Here is a 14,689-nt window from a genome sequence, read left to right as displayed (position 1 = left end):
ATCCTCTTTATTAATCCGTAATACAACTGTGCTGTTAGCAATTACTTGCTAAGTGAATAGTTAAATATGTCTTTCTTCCAGGTGCCCTTTTTATCTTTCTCGTCGAGGATACAATCTAATTTCACGGTACTTACACGGCGATAAGTAATGCGCACGGTTTTATCAACCGACTCAAATACCACCTCGTTTTTAGTGATCTTAATTGCCGGCATTAAATACGGTTTATCTTTTTCTTCCCAACCTATACTGCCCTTATTGAAATGGCGTAGCTTCATCACCGGCATACTCTCCGAAGCTTCGATTACCATAAACTCATAGAAAACTACTTTACCATCTTTTACGCATCTAAAAGTGCTTACCATGTTATCGCCCATTGGAGCCCCCCAAAACTCTTCCATATCGCCCCATTCGTGCTTGAGTGTCCATTTACCGGCCATAAAAGCAAGATCTTTTACGCTTGCTTTTTTAGTTTGTGCAAAGCCAACTGAAATAATAAAAAAGCCAAAAAGCAGCAATGAAAGCGTTTTCTTCATAAGGGAAATAAACATGTAAACTTCGAATCCTAAAAAAGGCAATTTAATAAAAATCGATCAAATCCCGTCCCATCTGTAACTTTCATCCTCCAGCCCAATCAAGTCTATCACACGGCTTACCACCGTCATGGCCAATTCTTCTATCGTTTTGGGCTTGCTGTAATACGATGGTATGGCCGGACAAATGATACCGCCAGCCTCGGTTACCGTTTGCATATTGCGGATGTGGATAAGATTGAGCGGCGTATCGCGTGCTACGAGTATAAGTTTGCGGCGTTCTTTAAGCACCACGTCGGCAGCGCGGGTTATCAGGTCATCAGATATTCCGGAGGCTATCCTGCCCAATGTCCCCATTGAACAAGGCACAATAACCATAGTATCGAACTTAGCCGAACCTGATGCAAATGGTGCCATGAAATCTTTTTTGGCGTAAAATTTAAAAGGATAGCTGCTGTAAGCTTTGTTATCCAGTTCAAACACCCACACTTGTTTAGCATTATCAGACATCACCACGGCAACCTCTGCCAACTGAGCTTGCAGCGTTTGCAATTTATCCAATAAAAGCTTGGCGTAAATGGCTCCGCTTGCGCCGGTTACGGCCACTACGATTTTTCTTTTTGTCATCTTCGGCAGTAAAGATACGTAACAGAAAAGCAAGGGGCACAAAAAAGGGTCGAAAACAAGTTTCCGACCCTACATCTACCTATGAAAAACATGCCCTTTGAGCGGGCATGACAAATATACTAACAGTTTTGTAATTAGTAAACAATTTATTAAAATAATTTTAATGCCTCGGACCGAGGTTTTTTTCTATTAGTGTTTGAATGATGCCATCAACCATACCTACCGTTGGCACATACATGCTTTTGATATTGGCGCATTTTAAAACCGTAAGGTATATTTCGCAGGCTGGGATAATTACATCGGCCCTATCCTGGTTTAAGCCTAAAACGTTTATACGCTCTTTCATCGAAAACGAATCGAGGTAATTGTATAGCGATTTTAATTTAACATACGTCAACGGGGCGTTATCCTTCTCGTTGGACAGCTTGTAAAGCTTGTTAATGTTACCACCCGTACCTATCCCGAAAATACTCTTGAGCTGGCGCGTATGCTCCCGGATGAAATCCTTCATCTCGTTCCAGGTTTCTTCCTTATCCTGGTTATCGAGGATGCGGATAGTACCAAGGTTGAAGGATTGCGATGCCAACAACTTGCCTCGTGAAAAAAGCGAAAGCTCGGTACTGCCACCGCCCACATCTATGTAAAGATAATTCTTGTCTTTATCGATATCTATTTCCGCATGGCTGGCATAGATAATTTGGGCCTCATTTTGGCCGTGTACAATTTGCAGGTCAATTCCTGCTTCTGTTTTTATGCGTGCAACAACTTCCTGCCCGTTATCAGCTTCGCGCATGGCCGATGTGGCGCAAGCCATATAATCAGTCACTTTAAAAACATCCATCAGGTTGCGGAAAGCCTGCATGGATTTTACCAGATCGTCGGCCTTTTTATCAGAGATGTGCTTGTTTAAGAAAGCGTCGTCGCCAAGCCTTACGGGTACGCGCACCAGTGTGTTCTTCTTGAACGAAATGGATCCGTTATTTTCTATAATATTGGCAATAAGTAACCTAACGGCGTTAGAGCCTACATCAATGGCGGCGTATCTCAATTTGTGGTGTTTTTATTTTTAAGGTATGAGTAAATATCTATTTGTGCGCGGGTGAGTGCGTCGGCTTTGGTTTTGTGGTATTTATTTACGCTGCTCCCGGTAATTTCACGTGCCTTGGTATTATCGCGCAGCTGTATATCAATAATGTCGCGTATTTCTTTGCGCAGGTTGTCGTCATAAATGGGGAAACCCACCTCAACCCTATTCTCTATGTTTCGGGTCATGAAATCGGCCGATGTTAGGTACATCAGTTCGTTGCCGCCATTGCCGTAAATGTGCACACGGGCATGCTCCAGGTATTTATCAACGATGCTGATCACTTCGATGTTCTCGCTGAAGCCTTTTATGCCGGGTATCAGGCAGCACATGCCGCGAATGATCATCTTTATCTTAACCCCTGCGTTACTGGCCTGGTATAGCTTGGCTATCATCTGCTCATCGGCCAGGCTATTCATCTTGAATATCATGTACGCCTTTTTGCCTGCCTTGGCTAGTTTTATCTCATTATCTATGAGTTTGTAAATGGCCGGCCGCGAATCTATCGGCGATACGATGAGGTGCTTTAAATCTTTGGGCAACGTAAGCTTTATCAACGCTTTAAATACGCTCACCAAATCACCGGTCAATCGTTTATCGGCGGTGAGTAGCGTATGATCGGCGTAGATCCTTGCAGTTTTCTCGTTAAAGTTACCGGTAGAGAGGCAGGCATAATAAGCTGGTTTGCTTTTCTCCACACGCATAACCAGGCATATTTTAGAGTGCACTTTATAGCCATCTATACCATAAAGTACGTTTACACCCTCTTCTTCCAGCCTGTTGCTCCAGTAGATATTGTTCTGCTCGTCGAACCGGGCACGCAGTTCAACCAAACAATTAACCTTTTTCCCGTTTTTGGCGGCGTTGATAAGCGCGTAGATGATCTTAGAGTTCTCGGCCAGGCGATAAACCGTTATGCTGATCTCTTTTACCTTGGGGTCTATAGCTGCCTCGCGCAAAAAGTGTATCACATAATCGAACGATTCGTAAGGCGTACTGATAAGGTAATCACGTTTGGCAATAAGCTCCATCAGGCTTTTGCCGAACGATAGCCCCTTTAGCGGCAGGGCGCGGGTTTTGCTATATTCCAGCTCAGGCCGGCCCACGTTGGGGAAGCTGATGAAATTCTTGAAATTTTGGTAACGGCTGCCGGGAATCAGGTTCTCGCCCTGCAAACGCATTTTTTTCACGAGGTAGCCCAGCATATCGGGGGGCATCTCCGTATCGAACACTAAGCGCATGGGTTTGCCTTTGCGGCGCTTTAAAAGACTTTTAGCCAGGGAATCTATAAACTTTTCGCTCACCTCCTTGTCCAGGTCCAGCTCTGCATCGCGGGTGAGCTGTATGGAGTAGGCCTCTATGCTATCATGCTCAAATATGAAGAAGATATCCTCCAGACTGTAGCGGATGATATCATCCAGCAGGATAATGAATTTAAGCTTATTGGTCTCGGGTAGTACTAAAAAACGCGAAAGGCTATCGGGTATCTCTATAAGCGCGTAGCGGAATTTTTTTCCTTTGGTTAGTTTTACGAAGAAGTATATCGCGCGGTCGCGCAGCTCCGGCAAGGGTAGCTCGTCATCCAACATGATAGGCACCAGTGTAGATAAAAGCCGCTCACGGAAAAAATCCTTCACAAACTCACCCCGGGTTACGTTCAATTGCTTATCGTTCAGCAGGAATATCTTTTCCTCGGCCAGTTCTTTTACAATGATGTTCTCGTACAGGTTGTTGAATTTCTTCTCCTGCTTCACCACGATATTCTTGATCTGGTTGAGCAGTTTTTTGGGGTTGTAGCCTAATATTTCCTTCGCTTTTTCGTTGAGGTTGGCCAGGCGGCTTAAAGTGGCTACGCGTACGCGGTAAAACTCGTCCAGATTACTGCTGAAGATGGCTAAAAACTTCACACGTTCTATAAGCGGCACGGTGGGGTCTGCCGCTTCCTGCAAAACCCGGTCGTTAAAGTATAGCCAGCTTATTTCCCTGTTTAATAACGGAATGTTTTTAGTATCCATAAAGCACAAATCTGCCTTTTTATTTGTTAAGATAATATTAAATAATTGTAATAGATACAAAGCAGGTAAACCAAATATCTGCATTATAGTTTATAGCTTATGCAAATGTTACTTAGCTTTGCATTTTAAAATAACCATTATGCCTTCATTTGATATAGTAAGCAAGATAGACGGACAAACGCTGGATAACGCCATCAACACCGCCAAGAAAGAAATTTTGAACCGTTATGATTTTAACGGCAGCAAAAGCACCATAGACCTGGATAAGAAAACAAACGAGGTAACCATTGTAACCGAGGATGATATGCGCGTAAAGGCTATAGAGGATGCCATTATCAGCCGCATGTCTAAACAAGGGCTCGACCCAAAAGCCCTCGATTTTGGCAAAGAGGTTTACGCATCGGGAAACATGATACGCAAAGAGATAAAAATAAAAGAAGGCATCGATAAAGAAGCGGCAAAAAAAATCGTCAAGAAGATAAAAGACAGCAAGCTGAAGGTTGAAGCCAGCATCCAAAACGATCAGGTGCGCGTTACCGCCAAAAAGATAGACGACCTGCAAGCCGTTATAAGCCTGTGCCGCACCGAAGATTTCGGCCAGCCGCTACAGTATATTAATATGCGGGCGTAGCCCGCTCTAAATCTCCCCCGGAAGGGGAGACTTTTTATTTTCTTAAAGCCCTCCCTTCCGGGGAGGGTTGGGTGGGGCTAAAAAAAGACCGCTACATTGCTGAGCGGCCTTTTCAACTAAACCAAACTTATGAAAACACTCTTTGGCCTCACCCCAGCCCTCTCCAAGGGAGAGGGAGCAATAGCTTTTTAAAGTCCTCTCCTTTGGAGAGGATTTAGGTGAGGCTTTTTATTTTATGGCTATTTCCCTTGATTGGAATTTAGCTTCTTCCCTTTTAGCAACGGTCAATTTTAAAATACCATCAGTATAGTCTGCTTCGATTTTTGCATAATCAGCACTGTCGGGCAAGGTGAATGAGCGCACGAAAGAGCTGTAGCTGTATTCGCGTTTGCTGTATTTCTTCACTTCTTGGCCGCTTTCAGTTTTCTTTTCTGCCGAAATGCTCAGCACGTTTTTATCCAGGTTAATTTTAAAATCTTCTTTCTTTAAGCCGGGTACTGCCAGTTCTATGTGGAATTCGCTGTCGTTTTCGGCAATGTTAACAGCCGGTACGCGGGCAACCAATTTGTCGCTCAAAAACGAATCGTTTACGATAGAATCGAATACATCGTTAAAGAATGGGTTAGCGTTAGCTTTTAGTCCGTTGTTGAATTTTACTAATGTCATTTTTATATCCTCCTGAGTTTTTGTTTTTGTTTAACTTCGTTGAAGATTTATCAACTGTTATACCAACAGGTAAAACGAAGCACCCACAAGACACAATGTCTGCAAAATAAAAAAAACAGCAGACAAAATGTCTTATTAGCCATTTAACCGAATTGCAACCGCTGACAAAATGATTAGCAAAGAACAATTAGAAGCAACTTACGCCACCTTGCCCACTAATAAACTACTGGCAATGATGGATAACACAGCGGATTATACCGAATTGGCGATTGTTGTTGCATCTGCAGAGTTGGCTAAAAGGAATGTGGGCGAAGCGGAGAAAGCCCAATATGAGCAGGAGCAATTAGAGAAAGCAGATATATTTATACAGAAAGTACTATTTGACGAGCTATCTCTTTTGCAAAAAAACCTATTTTACTTCTTATGGTTTCCCATCCTGAATTTTGCTTTCAAAATGAACTTTAGGCAAGATGGCTATTTACTTAAACTAAAACAGGCTAATTACTATTCACTTGTCGGCTTTATTTTCTTTATGCTCGCGGGTATTCTTGAGCCTGTTTTAAATATTTCCGACTTTGTAGCGTTAAGCGTTTGGATATTGGGTTTTGTAGTAGCCTACTTCTTCGATCAGCGTTTTAACAAACAGCGCATCGTGAGGATACTGCAGCAGGTGTAAATAACAAATAAGAAGAAGAGCAAACCACTAATAATGGCTGAAAAACTAACCGATTACAAGTACAAAACCGATATAGCTATCCGCTTCTCGGACATCGACAGCGTGGGGCACGTCAACAATGCCGTGTACCTTACCTATTTTGAGGTGGCCCGTTTTAACTACTGGCGCGATGTTGCCCACTGGAATTTAAAGGAAACCTGGATAATTGTTGGCCGGTCGGAGATCAATTATCTCAAACCCGTTACCATAGATGACAAGCTGGTTTGCTACGTACGCGTAACCCGCATAGGCAACAGCAGCTTTGATGTGATGCATGTATTGACCAAACACACCGAAAAAGGCGAAGAAATTTGCACCACCTGCAAAACGGTGTGCATCAGTTATGATTATACGGCGGGGAAATCTACCTCCATACCACGGGAGGGCCGGCAGAAGATGATTGATTATGACGAGCCGAGGCTGATATTGAACACGAATTAAGACCAATGCTTCTATCAAAAGAAATAGTGGATAATGTATTGCATTTACATATAAATGAAAAACTTATCTATAAAAGGTGGCTTGATAACAGTGAAGAGAAAGTGATTGACTTCATTGCTTACAACAAATACAAAAACGCTAGCTATCAAGACTTAGAATATAAAAATCTGAGAGACCTATTGTGCGTTCGGGCAATGTTAAAACTTAAAAGCACTGAAGAGGGCGGTAGAAAAACCGGATTCAGCAGTGGGTACCGGCCAAATCATGTGTTTGAATATTTAAATGGCCGTCTTTTGCAGACCTATATCGGCGAAATCGTTTTTGAAGGCTACAATTTATTTATGCCGGCCGATGAGAAAGAAGTTATTGTTCGGTTCATATTAAACCAAAGATTTGACCATTATATAAATGTCGGCCGAAAATGGTGGATACACGAAGCCGGGCTACAAATTGGGGAAGCTGAAATCCTCGAAATATTGCCTTCCACTTAATAGCTATTCAGGCTTAGCCGATAATTATTCATCTGCACATCTGAAATCTAAAATCTGCACATCTAAAATATTTTGCCGGGATTCAAAATCCCATTTGGATCGAATACTGCTTTTATCCCTTTCCACAAAGCGAAATGCATTGGCGTGTATTTCAGCGGCATAAATTCTTTTTGCACCACCCCTATCCCATGTTCGCCGGAGATGGTGCCGCCAAGGTTAACGGTTAATTCAAAAATTTCGGTTATACCGGCTTTTAATTTGTTATTCCAGTCCTCATCGCTCATGCCGGCTTTGATAATATTTACGTGCAGATTACCGTCGCCACAATGGCCGTAGCAAACCGACGAAAAACCATACCTGCTGCCAATTTCCTTAATGCCATTAATCAGCTTAGGCAAAGCCGCCCGGGGCACTACGGTATCTTCTTCCTTATAAACAGAATTCGATTTCACGGATACCGCCATGGTACGGCGTATGCGCCATAGCTCCTCTTTCTGTGCCGAGGTGTCGGCAAAGAGTACGTCGCGGCAGTTATGGGCCTCTAAAACTTCGTTTATCTTTTCGCAATCGGCAAATATCACATCCTGATTGGTACCGTCGGCTTCTATCAACAAAAAGGCTTCTGCCCCATCCTGCAGGTCGAAAGCCAGGCCGTCGTGTTCTATCACCCACTCTATGCCCTTCCGCTCCATAAACTCCAGCGCAGAAGGCACCACCCCCGCCCTGAAAATCGCCGACACAGCCGCGCAGGCATCCTCATTGGTCTTAAACGAAGCCAGCATCAGCACGTCCAGCGTTGGCCGGGGTATCAGTTTCACTACTATCTTGGTAACAATGGCCAACGTACCCTCGCTGCCAATAAGCAATTGGGTTAAGTTATAACCGGAGGCATACTTAAGCGTATTTGCACCCGTCCAAATGATTTCGCCGTTGGGCAGCACGGCCTCCATATTCAGTACATACTCGCGGATGGTGCCGTATTTAACCACCCTGGGGCCGCCGCTACAATTGGCCACGTTGCCGCCTATAAAGCAGCTACCTTTGCTGGCCGGATCAACCGGGTAAAGCAGGCCTTTCTCGGCAACGGCATTCATGAATATTTCGGTAATAACGCCCGGCTCAACAGTAGCCTGTAGGTTTTGCTCGTCTATTTCCAAAATCTGGTTAAAGCGCTCCATAGATATCATCAGGCCGCCATTAATAGCCAGCGCGCCACCTGCCAGGCCTGTTCCTGCTCCTCGTGGGGTAACCGGGATAAGGTTTTCATTGCAAAATTTCATTAACGCGGCCACCTGCTGCGTATCTTTTGGTTTGGCCACAACTTCCGGGTAATATACCAGATCCTCTGTTTCATCGTGGCTGTAATCTGCTATGGCTGCGTCATTGTTCAAAACAGCATCGGCACCAACAATTTCGGTTATAGCGGAAAGCAACTCCGCGGTTATCTTATTAAAGGCCATGCTTTACTTTATCTTTATTGTAACTGATACTTACTACCGAATGCTGCACGGGGCCGCCCAGTGGCGGATGTGCTTTTTTAATAGTTACCGAGGCCAACCTTACGTAAGGATATTTAGCAGCAATACCATCAATAACACCCTGCGCAACGGTTTCGATGAGTTTACGGGTATGCTGCATTTCGATTTTAGCAATCTGATATAGTTCTTCGTAGTTAACCGTATTGGCAATTTTATCATCGTTAAAGTCGTATGCATTCTCAAACACCACCTCAATATCTACCACGAAACGGGTACCTAATAATTGCTCTTCCGCGTAAAATCCATGGTATGCAAAAAATTCCGCACCCTGTAAAGCCACTTTTACCATAAGCCAAAAGTAGTGGATTATTTGACAAAAATTAGTTTAATACAAAAGTGCAGGGGGAGATTATTTCTCGCAAAGGCGCCAAGCCGCAAAGGTTTTTAAGGATAGGTATTATCATATTCGTTAAGATTTCCGCCAATGGTTAAGCTTAAATTCGTGCTTTTTCTTTCTTTGCGCCTTCGCGCCTTTGCGAGACAAACAATAATCTACGCTTTTAAATCCTGTTTAATCCCGCCATCCATTAATCCTGTAAAAAAACTTCACCATTAAAATCTATGTTTAAATCGTTTAAACCTACTTTTCGTTAAAAAGTGCCTCCATTCTATCAAAAACAACGATTTTGAAATCCTTTAATCGCTAAATCGTGTTTATATTTGAACAACCAATATGATAACACCATGGCTAAAACCGACCTGTACGAAGCACCCGACTACTACCAGATAGACGAATTTTTATCAGAAGAGCATAAACTTATTCGCCAAAGTGTGCGCGATTGGGTGAAGAAAGAAGTAAGCCCAATAATAGAGGATTATGCCCAAAGGGCCGAGTTCCCTAAACAGCTTTTGAAAGGCCTGGCAGAGGTCGGCGCATTCGGCCCAACCATCCCGGTGGAGTACGGCGGCTTGGGGCTTGATTACATGGCTTACGGCATTATTATGCAGGAGATAGAACGCGGCGACTCGGGCATACGCTCCACCGCATCGGTACAAGGTTCGTTGGTCATGTACCCCATCAACGCCTACGGTTCCGAAGAACAAAAACACAAATACCTACCCAAACTGGCATCAGGTGAACTGATGGGATGCTTTGGTTTAACCGAGCCTGACCACGGCAGCAACCCGGGCGGCATGACCACCAATATAAAAGACAAGGGCGACCATTACCTGCTCAATGGCGCCAAAATGTGGATATCTAACTCTCCTTTTGCCGATATTGCTATTGTATGGGCAAAGGACGAGGAAGGTAAGATACGTGGCCTGATTGTAGAAAGGGGAATGGAAGGCTTCAGCACTCCTGAAACCCACAACAAATGGAGCCTGCGTGCATCTGCCACAGGCGAGCTGGTGTTCGACAACGTAAAAGTGCCTAAAGAGAACCTGTTGCCCAATGTAAGCGGCTTAAAGGGGCCACTGGGTTGCTTAAACCAGGCGCGTTACGGCATTGCCTGGGGCGCACTGGGCGCTGCGATGGATTGTTACGATACTGCCTTGCGCTATGCTAAAGAACGTGTACAATTTGGCAGGCCGATAGCCGGTTTTCAGCTTCAGCAGAAAAAACTTGCCGAAATGATAACCGAAATAACCAAAGGGCAATTATTGGTTTGGCGGCTGGCAACTTTAAAAAATGAGGGCCGCGCTACGCCTGCGCAAATATCTATGGCTAAGCGTAACAGTGTAGAAACAGCAATAACCATTGCCCGCGAAGCAAGGCAAATGCTTGGTGGTATGGGTATTACAGGCGAATACCCAATAATGCGCCATATGATGAACCTTGAGTCGGTAATTACGTATGAAGGCACGCACGACATACACTTATTGATAACGGGTATGGACATTACCGGCGAGAACGCATTTAGTTGATAAAATAAGGTTTCTTTATAGCTTAAATGTTTACGCGAATATTATATTTGTTGTCGGAGTTTTAATCTTCCCCAAATATTGATGCACCGAATTCATTCTTCAGGCAGCAAATTATCAAGATCGCACTGGTGGCTTTGCTTGCTATTGCCTATAATTTCGGCTTGCGGGCAAAAAAAAACTACCGATACCGGCAACTATTCTGAAGAATACTTAACTATACAGAAACAGGCTGATAAAATTTGGGGACTTAACAACAGCGCAGCGGCCGTGCATTATATGGATTCGGCATTCCGCAAACTGCCCAATGCCACCATCAACGATAAATTCCGTTTTTACGCGTTCCACTACGTGCACTATCAAAAACTGGTACACGATTATAAAACCAGCCTGCTATATGCCGATAGCATGATTGCTTTAGCCAAAAAGAGCGTTACGCCCAAGCAGTATTCAACCAATTATCCCGAAGCTAATTTTGCCCTTGGCGATGCCTATTTTGAACTGAAGCAATTCAATGATGCTTATCAGGCCTACTACGAAGGCTACATTACCGGCAAAAGCTACCTCAATACCGCCGCCCAGGCAGATTATACCTATCGCATGGGTATGATCATGTATCAAAAGGCGCAATACAAGCTAGCTGCAAATTACTTTAAAGACAGTTACAGGCAAAGCAGTGTTGATAGCTACACGCTCAATAAAGATTTTGTGAGTTTTTACCGCCGCCAGGAGCTATTAGATAACATCGGCCTCAGCTATCGGCACAATAACGAGAATGATACCGCAATAGTTTATTTCGATAAAGCCTTGAAGTATATTGGCGAAAACGCCTTAAATTTCCCCGACAAGAAATTACATATCGATATGGCGCGAGGTGTGGCTTATGGCAACAAAGCAGAGGTTTACATACAGAACAACCAGGACCAGCAAGCCATTGCGTTACTTAAAAAAAGCATCGCCATAAACCTGCAGCCTGGTTTCGATAACAGAGATGCCCAATTCTCAGAAGTAAAACTGGGTAATTTATACCTAAAGGCAAATCAAACTGATTCTCTTGCCTTGCTGCTGCATGATTTGCGCAGCCAGCTCGATACTACTAAAAACCCCGATGCTGAAGCAGATTACAACCGCCTGATAGGAAACTACTATCAAAAAAAGAATGACTTAAGCCAGGCTATAAGCCATATACAACGCTATAACTTCCTTAAAGATTCAATAGCTAAGACAGCGAGCCTGCTAATGGAAAGCGATATAAACCAGCAGCTGGCCAATTACGAGAAACAGCACGAAATAGATCTGTTAAGTAACGACAACAAGTTGCAGGTAATTTATATTTATGCTGTTACGCTGGTGGCCGTACTTACAGCAATCATTATGTTTTTGGTATTCCGCAACTGGCGGCGATCAAAGAAAGATGTGCTCACCGTAAACATCCTGAACCAGCAAATAAACGAGCAGAACCATGTGCTGGAAAACACGCTTACCGAACTCAACAACAGCAGCAAGGAGAAAGACCGCATACTGCGCACTGTTGCGCACGATTTGCGCAACCCTATTGGCGGCATAGCCTCGCTAACTGGCATGATGGCCGAGGACGATTATACCGAAGAACAAAAGGAACTGATAAACCTGGTAAGAGAAACATCAGTAAATTCGCTGGAACTCATCAACGAGATACTGGAGGCAACCAACATGCAATCGGTGAAGCTTAATCTGGAACCCGTAGAGATAAACTCACTGGTAAACAACAGCGTGGAGCTACTGCGTTTTAAGGCCGCCGAAAAAGGTCAGAAAGTATTATTAGAAACACCCGATAAGCAACAGGAGCTAATGGTAAGCCGCGAAAAAATATGGCGTGTTATCAGCAACCTGATCAGTAACGCCATCAAATTTAGTCCAACGGGCGAAACCATTGCGGTAAAAGTGGCCAACTGTGATGATTCGGTGGTGATTTCCGTAAAAGATAACGGTATTGGCATCCCGGAAAAATTGCGGAACGAAGTATTCAATATGTTCACCAGCGCGCAACGGCCTGGTACCGATGGGGAGAAATCCTTTGGTTTGGGCTTATCTATATGCAGGCAAATTGTAGAGAAGCACCATGGCAAAATATGGTTCGAGAGCAGCGATGGCCGCGGTACTACATTCTTTGTAAGCCTGCCTGTGCAGCCGTCAGATATCGCAAGCAGCTCACCTCAAAAAGTTAGCGTACCAGTGGCCTGAGGCTTTTACAATACGTTTTTGCGTAACAAAATCAACATGTATCAGCCCAAACCTTGGATGATACCCCTCTGCCCATTCAAAATTATCGGTTAGCGTCCACACAAAATAACCTTCCAGCCGGCAACCTTCCTGCTTTGCCTTTAGCACCTGTTGCAGATGCGTTTGCAGATAATTTACGCGTTTCGGATCGTGCACAGCATCGCCCTCTACAATATCAGGGAAAGCCGCCCCGTTTTCGGTAACAATGATCTTCTTAACCTGCGGGTAGCTGTTGAATTTATGAATCATCTGGTAAATAGCAGGCGGGTGTACCTCCCATTTCATAGCAGTGAGCTCCACCTTACGGTTCTCAGCCTTAACCAGCCGGGCGCCAATGTATGGCGTAAAAAAGGAATATTTTACAATTTCGCGGGTATAATTCTGCAAGCCTATAAAATCAAAATCGTAATGCAGGTTGTCCTCATCGCCGGGTTTGAAATACTTTTGAATACCTTTCAAAGCCGAAACCTCCGTAGGATAGCCAAGGCCTAATATGGGCTCTAAAAACAAGCGGTTGATTAGCGCATCGGCACGCTTTGCGGCAGCAACATCGCGCGGTTTATCAGAATATGGTTCGATATATGAGCAAGAGAAAGTGGTACCCATATGCGCATGTGGCAAAGCTTTCCTTAGCGTTTTGGCACCCGCCACCAGGCTAAGCACCACATGATGTACCGCAGGCAAAAAGTTGCGTAGCCCCATCCGCCCGGGAGCATGTATGCCCAAAAAGTAACCTGCGCCTGTAAATACCGCCGGCTCGTTCATCACCATCCAGTTTTTCACCCGGCTGCCAAAGGCATCTGCGCAAATCTGCACAAAGTTGGTAAACCAACCAATGATGTCGCGGTTGGTCCAGCCGCCTTTATCTTCCAGCGCCTGGGGCAAGTCCCAATGGTAAATGGTTAGCCAGGGTTCAACGCCTTGTTGCAGGCAATAATCAATAACGTTATGGTAGTGGTCTATCCCGGCCTGGTTTACTTCGCCTGTACCTTGCGGCAATATGCGCGACCACGCAATAGAGAACCTGAAGTTGGGTATGTTTAACTTTTTTACCAGGTCGATATCCTGGCGGTAGTTGAGGTAAAAATCGCATGCTTGTGTATGCGTATCACCATTGAGTATCTTACCTTTTTTGGCGGTAAAAGTATCCCAGATAGATACACCTTTGCCATCAGCATCGCAGGATCCTTCTGTTTGAAGTGCAGCAGTAGAAACACCCCAGGCAAAATCCGGGCCGAATTGTTTTTTATCGAGTTGAATTACAGAACGTTCAGATGCCATTAATTTGAGCTTGTACAATGCCCAAAATGTACATTATAATTGTATATACGAAACGCTTTCGTAAAAATTAATGCTTGAACGATGAACGCATGCTTTTCAGGAAAAGGTATTCGCGTATATCGTTGATAAAGCCGGTGAGTTTGCTAAAGAGTTTCATAATGCTTTGCTTTAATTTTTATATTAGCAAGGTAAGGCAACCATGTGTGCTTAACGTGTTGTTTGTGTTATGATTAAGTTAACATCCATTTCAGGGGAGAGGAGCAGGATTATGTAGAGGTGCACTGAGATTTTTATTGAGTGAACACGAATTCCTCGAATTACGCTCAATTGGCACAAAACAAGTTTGTAATCGTAACCCACTTCCGCAGCTAAAAACTCGTTTTCTAAAAATTAGCAGAATTCGTCTCAATTAGTAGAATTCGTGTTTATAGAATAAGGCGTTTAAGCAACCCATGATTTTTGCAGAAATATTGGTCCGGCCGCAATCATCGTCTTGACAAGGTTATGAAACATATTGTCAGGATACTTAAGCCTGTTGAACCGGT

Annotated in this window: 14 protein-coding genes; 6 read left to right on the top strand and 8 right to left on the bottom strand. The window is 44.0% G+C overall.

The window, feature by feature from the left end:
- Positions 1 to 41 precede the first annotated feature (41 nt).
- The 4 genes from E2R66_RS14490 to ppk1 all read right to left on the bottom strand — a co-directional run bounded on the left by E2R66_RS14490 (position 42) and on the right by ppk1 (position 4,256).
- The gene (locus E2R66_RS14490) at positions 42 to 533 is read right to left on the bottom strand and encodes a DUF6265 family protein (protein WP_133232141.1); all 492 of its coding nucleotides are present in this window, start codon (positions 531 to 533) and stop codon (positions 42 to 44) included.
- Positions 534 to 590: 57 nt separating this feature from the next.
- Positions 591 to 1,157: a UbiX family flavin prenyltransferase gene (locus E2R66_RS14485; protein WP_133232143.1), complete on the bottom strand. Its 567-nt coding sequence runs from the start codon at positions 1,155 to 1,157 to the stop codon at positions 591 to 593.
- A gap of 160 nt (positions 1,158 to 1,317) precedes the next feature.
- Positions 1,318 to 2,205 carry a Ppx/GppA phosphatase family protein gene (locus tag E2R66_RS14480; RefSeq protein ID WP_133232145.1) on the bottom strand — a complete coding sequence of 296 codons (888 nt, stop codon included), beginning with the start codon at positions 2,203 to 2,205 and terminating at the stop codon, positions 1,318 to 1,320.
- Complete coding sequence (ppk1, locus tag E2R66_RS14475; RefSeq protein ID WP_133232147.1) at positions 2,202 to 4,256, bottom strand: polyphosphate kinase 1; 2,055 nt, start codon at positions 4,254 to 4,256, stop codon at positions 2,202 to 2,204. The genes E2R66_RS14480 and ppk1 overlap by 4 nt, the downstream gene beginning before the upstream one ends.
- Positions 4,257 to 4,395: 139 nt before the next feature.
- On the opposite strand from ppk1, the gene E2R66_RS14470 reads away from it, so the two are divergent.
- Positions 4,396 to 4,887, top strand: a complete 492-nt coding sequence (locus E2R66_RS14470) for a YajQ family cyclic di-GMP-binding protein (protein ID WP_133232149.1) — start codon at positions 4,396 to 4,398, stop codon at positions 4,885 to 4,887.
- A 228-nt stretch (positions 4,888 to 5,115) separates the two neighbouring features.
- Here the strand turns inward: E2R66_RS14470 and E2R66_RS14465 are convergent, their stop codons facing one another.
- Complete coding sequence (locus tag E2R66_RS14465; RefSeq protein WP_133232151.1) at positions 5,116 to 5,553, bottom strand: Hsp20/alpha crystallin family protein; 438 nt, start codon at positions 5,551 to 5,553, stop codon at positions 5,116 to 5,118.
- A 169-nt stretch (positions 5,554 to 5,722) separates the two neighbouring features.
- Here E2R66_RS14465 and E2R66_RS14460 point away from each other — a divergent pair, with 169 nt between their 5' ends.
- Genes E2R66_RS14460 through E2R66_RS14450 form a run of 3 tightly spaced genes read left to right on the top strand, consistent with a single transcriptional unit; the run spans position 5,723 to position 7,200 of the window.
- Positions 5,723 to 6,229: a hypothetical protein gene (locus tag E2R66_RS14460; RefSeq protein ID WP_133232153.1), complete on the top strand. Its 507-nt coding sequence runs from the start codon at positions 5,723 to 5,725 to the stop codon at positions 6,227 to 6,229.
- Between the two features lie 33 nt (positions 6,230 to 6,262).
- Positions 6,263 to 6,709, top strand: a complete 447-nt coding sequence (locus tag E2R66_RS14455) for an acyl-CoA thioesterase (protein WP_133232155.1) — start codon at positions 6,263 to 6,265, stop codon at positions 6,707 to 6,709.
- A gap of 5 nt (positions 6,710 to 6,714) precedes the next feature.
- Positions 6,715 to 7,200 (top strand): hypothetical protein, encoded by a 486-nt coding sequence (locus E2R66_RS14450; RefSeq protein ID WP_133232157.1) that lies wholly within the window; start codon positions 6,715 to 6,717, stop codon positions 7,198 to 7,200.
- Between the two features lie 62 nt (positions 7,201 to 7,262).
- Here E2R66_RS14450 and E2R66_RS14445 read toward each other — a convergent pair whose 3' ends face one another.
- Together E2R66_RS14445 and folB are read right to left on the bottom strand one after the other, a co-directional pair.
- On the bottom strand, positions 7,263 to 8,660 hold the full coding sequence (locus E2R66_RS14445) for an FAD-binding oxidoreductase (protein WP_133232159.1): 1,398 nt from the start codon (positions 8,658 to 8,660) through the stop codon (positions 7,263 to 7,265).
- The gene (gene folB / locus E2R66_RS14440) at positions 8,650 to 9,027 is read right to left on the bottom strand and encodes a dihydroneopterin aldolase (protein WP_133232161.1); all 378 of its coding nucleotides are present in this window, start codon (positions 9,025 to 9,027) and stop codon (positions 8,650 to 8,652) included. The genes E2R66_RS14445 and folB overlap by 11 nt, the downstream gene beginning before the upstream one ends.
- 395 nt (positions 9,028 to 9,422) lie before the next feature.
- On the opposite strand from folB, the gene E2R66_RS14435 reads away from it, so the two are divergent.
- Both E2R66_RS14435 and E2R66_RS14430 read left to right on the top strand, forming a co-directional pair.
- Positions 9,423 to 10,604 carry an acyl-CoA dehydrogenase family protein gene (locus tag E2R66_RS14435; RefSeq protein WP_133232187.1) on the top strand — a complete coding sequence of 394 codons (1,182 nt, stop codon included), beginning with the start codon at positions 9,423 to 9,425 and terminating at the stop codon, positions 10,602 to 10,604.
- Between the two features lie 81 nt (positions 10,605 to 10,685).
- Positions 10,686 to 12,824 carry a tetratricopeptide repeat-containing sensor histidine kinase gene (locus E2R66_RS14430; RefSeq protein WP_133232163.1) on the top strand — a complete coding sequence of 713 codons (2,139 nt, stop codon included), beginning with the start codon at positions 10,686 to 10,688 and terminating at the stop codon, positions 12,822 to 12,824.
- On the opposite strand, the gene E2R66_RS14425 is transcribed toward E2R66_RS14430, so the two are convergent.
- Positions 12,792 to 14,144: a GH1 family beta-glucosidase gene (locus E2R66_RS14425; protein ID WP_133232165.1), complete on the bottom strand. Its 1,353-nt coding sequence runs from the start codon at positions 14,142 to 14,144 to the stop codon at positions 12,792 to 12,794. The two genes, E2R66_RS14430 and E2R66_RS14425, sit on opposite strands and share 33 nt — an antisense overlap.
- Positions 14,145 to 14,689 lie beyond the last annotated feature (545 nt).

This window comes from Mucilaginibacter psychrotolerans (genome assembly GCF_004519315.1).
Classification (GTDB): Bacteria; Bacteroidota; Bacteroidia; order Sphingobacteriales; family Sphingobacteriaceae; genus Mucilaginibacter; species Mucilaginibacter psychrotolerans.
This window is presented reverse-complemented; position numbering and strand designations above follow the sequence as displayed.

Bases quoted from the DNA above. Each gene is read 5' to 3' on its own strand.
- E2R66_RS14490 (WP_133232141.1), bottom strand. From the start codon at position 533: ATGAAGAAAACGCTTTCATTGCTGCTTTTTGGCTTTTTTATTATTTCA.
- E2R66_RS14485 (WP_133232143.1), bottom strand. From the start codon at position 1,157: ATGACAAAAAGAAAAATCGTAGTGGCCGTAACCGGCGCAAGCGGAGCC.
- ppk1 (WP_133232147.1), bottom strand. From the start codon at position 4,256: ATGGATACTAAAAACATTCCGTTATTAAACAGGGAAATAAGCTGGCTA.
- E2R66_RS14470 (WP_133232149.1), top strand. From the start codon at position 4,396: ATGCCTTCATTTGATATAGTAAGCAAGATAGACGGACAAACGCTGGAT.
- E2R66_RS14465 (WP_133232151.1), bottom strand. From the start codon at position 5,553: ATGACATTAGTAAAATTCAACAACGGACTAAAAGCTAACGCTAACCCA.
- E2R66_RS14460 (WP_133232153.1), top strand. From the start codon at position 5,723: ATGATTAGCAAAGAACAATTAGAAGCAACTTACGCCACCTTGCCCACT.
- E2R66_RS14455 (WP_133232155.1), top strand. From the start codon at position 6,263: ATGGCTGAAAAACTAACCGATTACAAGTACAAAACCGATATAGCTATC.
- E2R66_RS14450 (WP_133232157.1), top strand. From the start codon at position 6,715: ATGCTTCTATCAAAAGAAATAGTGGATAATGTATTGCATTTACATATA.
- E2R66_RS14445 (WP_133232159.1), bottom strand. From the start codon at position 8,660: ATGGCCTTTAATAAGATAACCGCGGAGTTGCTTTCCGCTATAACCGAA.
- folB (WP_133232161.1), bottom strand. From the start codon at position 9,027: ATGGTAAAAGTGGCTTTACAGGGTGCGGAATTTTTTGCATACCATGGA.
- E2R66_RS14435 (WP_133232187.1), top strand. From the start codon at position 9,423: ATGGCTAAAACCGACCTGTACGAAGCACCCGACTACTACCAGATAGAC.
- E2R66_RS14430 (WP_133232163.1), top strand. From the start codon at position 10,686: ATGCACCGAATTCATTCTTCAGGCAGCAAATTATCAAGATCGCACTGG.
- E2R66_RS14425 (WP_133232165.1), bottom strand. From the start codon at position 14,144: ATGGCATCTGAACGTTCTGTAATTCAACTCGATAAAAAACAATTCGGC.